The organism is Gilliamella sp. App2-1, from assembly GCF_001690255.1.
Classification (GTDB): Bacteria; Pseudomonadota; Gammaproteobacteria; order Enterobacterales; family Orbaceae; genus Gilliamella; species Gilliamella apicola_G.
This window is the reverse complement of sequence record NZ_LZGR01000064.1, coordinates 1-5,114: the sequence shown is the minus strand read 5'-3', so window position 1 is coordinate 5,114 and position 5,114 is coordinate 1. Positions and strand designations below refer to the sequence as shown.

At 32.8% G+C, this 5,114-nt stretch carries 5 protein-coding genes and 2 pseudogenes; all 7 read left to right on the top strand.

Annotation, left to right across the window (positions count from 1 at the left end; translation table 11 throughout):
• Nucleotides 1-496 (top strand): annotated as a pseudogene (locus A9G22_RS11415) (M23 family metallopeptidase); the annotation flags it as partial.
• Between the two features lie 14 nt (nucleotides 497-510).
• Nucleotides 511-1,200 carry a hypothetical protein gene (locus tag A9G22_RS08855; protein WP_065587243.1) on the top strand — a complete coding sequence of 230 codons (690 nt, stop codon included), beginning with the start codon at nucleotides 511-513 and terminating at the stop codon, nucleotides 1,198-1,200.
• Nucleotides 1,201-1,442: 242 nt separating this feature from the next.
• Nucleotides 1,443-2,156 carry a M23 family metallopeptidase gene (locus A9G22_RS08850; protein WP_065587244.1) on the top strand — a complete coding sequence of 238 codons (714 nt, stop codon included), beginning with the start codon at nucleotides 1,443-1,445 and terminating at the stop codon, nucleotides 2,154-2,156.
• Nucleotides 2,157-2,174: 18 nt separating this feature from the next.
• Nucleotides 2,175-2,789 (top strand): hypothetical protein, encoded by a 615-nt coding sequence (locus tag A9G22_RS08845; protein ID WP_065587245.1) that lies wholly within the window; start codon nucleotides 2,175-2,177, stop codon nucleotides 2,787-2,789.
• The gene (locus A9G22_RS08840) at nucleotides 2,752-3,195 is read left to right on the top strand and encodes a hypothetical protein (protein ID WP_141670029.1); all 444 of its coding nucleotides are present in this window, start codon (nucleotides 2,752-2,754) and stop codon (nucleotides 3,193-3,195) included. The genes A9G22_RS08845 and A9G22_RS08840 overlap by 38 nt, the downstream gene beginning before the upstream one ends.
• A 117-nt stretch (nucleotides 3,196-3,312) precedes the next feature.
• Nucleotides 3,313-4,833 carry a hypothetical protein gene (locus A9G22_RS08835; RefSeq protein ID WP_075508728.1) on the top strand — a complete coding sequence of 507 codons (1,521 nt, stop codon included), beginning with the start codon at nucleotides 3,313-3,315 and terminating at the stop codon, nucleotides 4,831-4,833.
• 2 nt (nucleotides 4,834-4,835) lie between these two features.
• Nucleotides 4,836-5,114 (top strand): annotated as a pseudogene (locus A9G22_RS08830) (hypothetical protein); the annotation flags it as partial.

Here is a 5,114-nt window from a genome sequence, read left to right as displayed (position 1 = left end):
GAAGCTCATGAAAATCAAAAATGTTTATCATGGGATTTTTAGTGAATCATTAATAATATACGTGATTTGTTGTAAAACTTATCAGATAACAATAAAACATAAAACGAGTAATGGATGTCAATTTATTATTCGTTATGGTGAGGTAGATCGTAAAAGTATTAATGTTAAAGTTGGCGATGTTGTTAAGCAAGGTACTGTACTTGCAAAAACAGGATTATTATTAAAAGAGCTCAAAGTTGGTGAAAAAAGTGTCCATGCCATTGAAATTAAAATTAATTCTAAACAAACGAAAAAATATAAACCATTATTAACTATTGATGGTCACGTTATTTATATGTTGCATTTAGAATATTATTCAGGTGAAAACGGTTTAGATTTGAAAAATCCATTAACTAATAGAGCAAACTTACCATACCAGAGGCGTGCAGATTTATTAGACCCTCTAGAATTATTAAAAGAAGGATACCGTAATTCATTTTCATCTGAACCTCAATAATTTGGAGGAGTAAAATGATAAAATTTTTGTATATAAATTTGTTTATAATTTTATTGCCTTATGTTGCTTATGCATCAGATATTAATTTGGCTAAAAATAATTATTATATGTTGATGAAAGATAATTTAAGTGAACAACTTCTACAAACAAAAGAAGGCAAGTTATTAGTTACACAATTAGATAATCTGATTTTTTTGAATCAAGATAAAATAGTTCTTTGGGGATGCGATTTTAAACAAATGAAAGAAAGTTGGGAAGATATCAATAAACAATTAAATCAAAGTGATTTTTTTAAAGATTATGATAATGAGTTAAGAAAATATCATTTAACCTTCAGAAATTTTATCAAAGTTTATACTAATGATAGAAACAGTTCATCAAATATTTGTAATAGCAGTGATCATATGAATATTATTTTACTTGATAATAATAATCTAATGATACCTTACGAAAATGAATTGATTTTTTTTAAGCGTTTATCAGAAGAACAAGAAAATAATATCAATAATTATCATAATAATGTTAAATGCCTTGAAACTAAACGAGTTGACATGGATATTACTGATATTTGTTATTATCAAAACATGACAATATTGGATGTATATGAAGCAATGAGTTTTGATCCTTCAAATTTATTTAGAAAAAAAATCAAAATAGGAGAAGATTTTTCCAGTATTTACGAAGATGATGATATGAGAGTTTAGGTTGAATATAAATGGAAAGGGAAAAATAGGCTAGAGGTTGTTCAATATTTTGATGGAGGGGTGACTTATTACACATTTATTAATCAAGAAAATAGAACAAAATTAATAATTAAACTTTCTCCAGACTAAAAATCACACAAAATAAAACAGCAAACATCAATCAAACGAGCGCTAATGCTGATAGCCCTAAACTGATCAATCTATCCGCAGATGGCAAGGCATGGTTTATTCATCCGGTGGCGATGGTGGATTATTTTAATATTGAAACGGCAAAACTCTGGCATGAACCTTTAGAAAATCCACAAAGGACGTATTACAATTTTAGTGGTGCGGATAGGGCTCAAAATGGTGCTTTTGGTATCGTTCGAACTCGTTTAGATAAAAATAACCCTAAAAATACAATACCTTGTGCTCATGCTGGTTTAGATATCTTTGCCGATATAAATACACCTTGTTATGCCTGTTTAGATGGTGAAATAGTGCAATATAAAAATGAGGGGAATAACGGATACGGCAATGTGTTAGTCCTTAAAGTTAATGGTGAGGATTTAAGAAAATCACGAAACGAGACAGACCTGGAGTTTCGTGATAAAGGTGAAATTGAACAAGCCAAGGATTTTAATATTAATGCTGACCATTTTTATTTGCGCTATTGTCATTTAAGTGATAAACGTGCTGACTTAGAAGTGGGTGATAAAGTTAAGTCTGGCGATTTAATTGGCTATACTAGCGATACCGGTAATGCAAAAAAATGCCTTAATCCTCACCTACATTTTGAAATTGCAATGAAGATAACAGGTAACCGCTCTACCGCATATGATACGCAAACCAATAGATTAGGCTTTAAAATTAATCCTGCATTATTTGTTAATTTACAGCCAATAGACGAAGATGAACAGAGAAAAGTAAAAAAGCGAAGAAAAAAAGAACGAAACTTAAATAACAACGCCAAATAAAAAATAAGGAATATCAATATGAAGTATATAAAGTGTATATTGCTGACCCTATTCTTAACCCCCACTATCAGCCATGCCATTTTTCGCATTTATACTGGCAATATTGGGCAAGATAACGCCGAATTTTATTTTGATGATGAATATGCTTTTTATATTGCAGGTAAAGAGCAGCAAGTTAAACATTTAAGTTTTATAAGCGAAAGAGAACGTAATGATAAGTTTAATTTTACAATTACTTACGAAGATTCTTCTTTTAAAAACATATTAGATAAAATATATATTGAAAATTTTGATGATGTCACTTTTTATCATGGGACTGAAGCCTATCAAAATCTCACAGGCTACACTCTTAACGGAGACAAAGTAAATTTACACAAAATATTTGAATATAATACCATTGATGAACGAACATGGCGCGAAGTAGAATTTAACGATATTGAATTTTTACAGAATAATAGTTCCAAAGATTTTTATTTTAAAGTGATGTTTTCTAAACTCAAAAAATCGACTGGCAACGTAGTCGGTATCAAAATATATCGCAAACATGATGGTAAGCTTATTCAAACCATTAACGGCATCGACGGGTGTGATTTTCTTGGCTATGTTAATATCTCGAATCACGAAAAACTCTGATTATAATTTTGATGGTGATAATAATGATTTTAGTCTTATTAAAGACAGATATCATGGGCCCAATACCACCGCAGAATATTATGTTTACGACAAAACCCAACAACAATTTGTCAAATTAAATCTCGATGGTAATGATTTTCGTTTTGATCGCGAAGCAAAAACTGCCACTAGCTATAAAACCTGCCCAAGTAAAAAAGAGAATGATCATATATCGCTAACCGATAATTTTCAATACATAGGCAATAATCGTTACAAACGGGTCAAAACCGAATGCCTGTATAAATCGGGGGAATATCTGAACGAAGACAATAACCAATTTGAATATAAAAAACAAAGGGCGTGTAAACCTAAAGAAATAAAAGATTGTCGAAATTATATTGATAATAATGATTATGATAGTTATTAATGGTACTGAGCTAATTATGTAGCTGAACTCATTCGTGGCGGAAAGGGGCAAGATACGACGTTACCGAGTGTCTATTCTGAGCCTGCGAATGATGATGATTTTTTCACGATTCGCTTTATGATTGAAAACAAGCCGTACTGGATAGCCGCCAGTAAAGTCTTACACCTTAATGGCGAAGATGGGCAGCTCAATTCAAGCGTAAGTTATTGGCATGATTTTCCGTTATCATTAGATGACAACCTTTCTCCACAGGAAAAGAAACGTAATACGGTATGTTACCCTCGCACTGTGTCCCTAATTTCATTAGAGAATGACGGCTTGATAGCGATAGATGATGAAAACACAAAATGGGCCCAAGTGACGGCACTGGATGAGCAAACACTACCGATACATGGTTGGGTGAATATAAAAGACAATGCGCAAGCACATATCAAACGACGTAGTCCATGGCACTGGCCTGGTTTTGAAACAATAGAAGAAAAGGCCTCGATAGGTGAATTATCTGACAAGATAGGCAAGAATAAAGTGGCGAAATTAGATTTAGCCGATTACACCCCAGCGATGCGGGCATTACATCAAATCTTAACGGGCACACTGATTTATTCAACCCAACGAAAAAAAGACCTACCGCCGCCGACTTTTACGGATAGGGATTTAAAAGAAGGATTACGCCGAAGCTGGACAGCGGAGTTGATAGGGCATTTATTGGTGAAATATGAAAGCGAATGGTATGCCGATGAAGCGTTAAGCAAATGGAACGAAATTGATGAGCTATTTGAAGAAGAAAAACAACAACAAAAAGCACTTATCGAAGCGGGATTAGATGAGCTGGGCATCACCGAGCCTTACCTCCGTGATTTTGCCTTAGACGTGGTAGACGAAGCGCATGAACATGTCAAATCAAACTGGCAACTAGAAAAAGCGCAGCGCATTAAACCGTCACTGTGGTGGAAACAAGTGGCACAGGTACAAGCGCAAAACCCAACAGCAAACACAGAAGCAAATACCCCTAAACTGTCCAATCTATCCGCAGACGGCAAGGCATGGTTTATTCATCCCGTGGCAATGGTGGATTATTTTAAAATAATTGAAAAAAAGAAGTGTTGGGCAGAAAGCCCGTTTGCTTTATTATTAGGAAAAGTAGAATCCAATAATGATTATTCAGCTTATAACCAAACCAAACCAAAATTAAGGGCTTTTTTTAATACTAACTTGACCTCTATGACAATAGAAGAATTAATTGATAAGCAGACAAAAAGGGAAATATTTGCTGCAGGACGTTTTCAAATAATTCCACAAACTTTAAAAGCTGCTGTAACTTATTTAAAGTTAGATTTATCACTGAAATATAATAAAGAAACACAAGATACTTTATTTGAAGAATATTTAATAAAAATTAAAAGAAAAAACATAATAAAATATTTAGAACATAATGGTGATATTGAAGATGCAATTTATGATTGGGCTAAAGAGTTTGCATCAGCTGGGGTGCGTAAAGGTAAAGCAATAAGTGGAGGACGAGTTGCTACTTTTGAAGGTTCATCATACTACCAAGGTGATGGATTAAATTCGGCTCATATACTTCCAGATCAAATGGTTGAAGCATTGAGAGAATCGAAAAACGGAAATTGGAGATAAATATGAAAATATTTAAGTATTCTATTTTATGTTTTATTCTGTTTTCAATTAGTTATACTTGCATAGCTCAAGAGAAAGAGCATATTAACTTAAATTTTAACGATTTTACTATTAAAACTAAAACAAAAATAAAAAATGCAAACTTTGCTTATCATTATTTAGTAAAGGTCTATGGATGTGGTGGTGGTGCTATTTGTGGAGAAATTAGCAACTTACTATCAAACAAAGTTATTGGTTTACCTAATGCTTATTTAATAGAAGATGAAAATGGAGAAAACGAG

What these genes read in the sequence shown, in the direction of transcription:
- A9G22_RS08850 (WP_065587244.1), top strand. Translation starts at nt 1,443, where the DNA reads ATGGTGGATTATTTTAATATTGAAACGGCAAAACTCTGGCATGAACCT.
- A9G22_RS08845 (WP_065587245.1), top strand. Translation starts at nt 2,175, where the DNA reads ATGAAGTATATAAAGTGTATATTGCTGACCCTATTCTTAACCCCCACT.
- A9G22_RS08855 (WP_065587243.1), top strand. Translation starts at nt 511, where the DNA reads ATGATAAAATTTTTGTATATAAATTTGTTTATAATTTTATTGCCTTAT.
- A9G22_RS08835 (WP_075508728.1), top strand. Translation starts at nt 3,313, where the DNA reads ATGATTGAAAACAAGCCGTACTGGATAGCCGCCAGTAAAGTCTTACAC.